Origin of the sequence: Amycolatopsis thailandensis (assembly GCF_002234405.1) — a bacterium.
GTDB lineage: Bacteria > Actinomycetota > Actinomycetes > Mycobacteriales > Pseudonocardiaceae > Amycolatopsis > Amycolatopsis thailandensis.
The window spans coordinates 1-610 of sequence record NZ_NMQT01000328.1; the positions used below are offsets into that span (position 1 = coordinate 1).

The following is a 610-nucleotide window of genomic DNA, read 5'->3' on the forward strand; positions in this document are numbered from 1 at the left end:
CGACGACAGCGCGGACACGTTGCCGGACACGGCCTGAGCGTTGGCCGTGATGCCGTCGACCCGCTCCAGCTGCGTGTTGACGTGCGTGATCGTCTCGTTCGCGCCGATCAGCAACGGGTCGGTGTTCTCGTGCGCCTTGCGGATGGCGATCGTGGCCTCGTCCAGGGTCCGGCCGAGCTTGAACAGCACGATCGCCAGCAGCACGACGAGTACGACGAATGCTCCTGCGGCGATCAGCGCGGCGATCTGCCCTGCCGACACGGGCCCTCCTCAAGGGTCTGCGGTCTTGGTGCCCGTGAGGTTACCGCCCCTCTGCCCGTTCAGCGGTGTCACCCCGCCCGACGGTCACTCAGCGCAGTGAACCGGGACGGGGAGCGTGGCGAACGCTGTTCGCCGCATATACGACCTGTTCGGTTCTTGTGCCGTTCACATTGCTGGGATTAGGTCGCCCGCATGCCTGAACTGTCACGCCGTACGTTGCTGGGCGCCACCGGCGCCGCGGCCGCCACCACGCTTCTCCCCCCGTCCGTGCACGCCGCCATGGCCGAACCCATGCGCCGCGGCGGACTGGACGCCATCGAGCACGTGATCGTGCTGATGCAGGAGAACC

General features: G+C 67.5%; 2 protein-coding genes. One reads left to right on the forward strand and one right to left on the reverse strand.

The genetic code is table 11. The features are described from left to right. Window positions 1–261, reverse strand: a 261-nt coding sequence (locus tag CFP71_RS42680; RefSeq protein ID WP_093939471.1) for a DUF948 domain-containing protein, incomplete at its 3' end; no start/stop codon positions are given. Between the two features lie 192 nt (window positions 262–453). On the opposite strand from CFP71_RS42680, the gene CFP71_RS43940 reads away from it, so the two are divergent. Continuing rightward, window positions 454–610: twin-arginine translocation signal domain-containing protein (locus CFP71_RS43940; protein WP_208636168.1), on the forward strand; the 157-nt coding region annotated here is incomplete at its 3' end.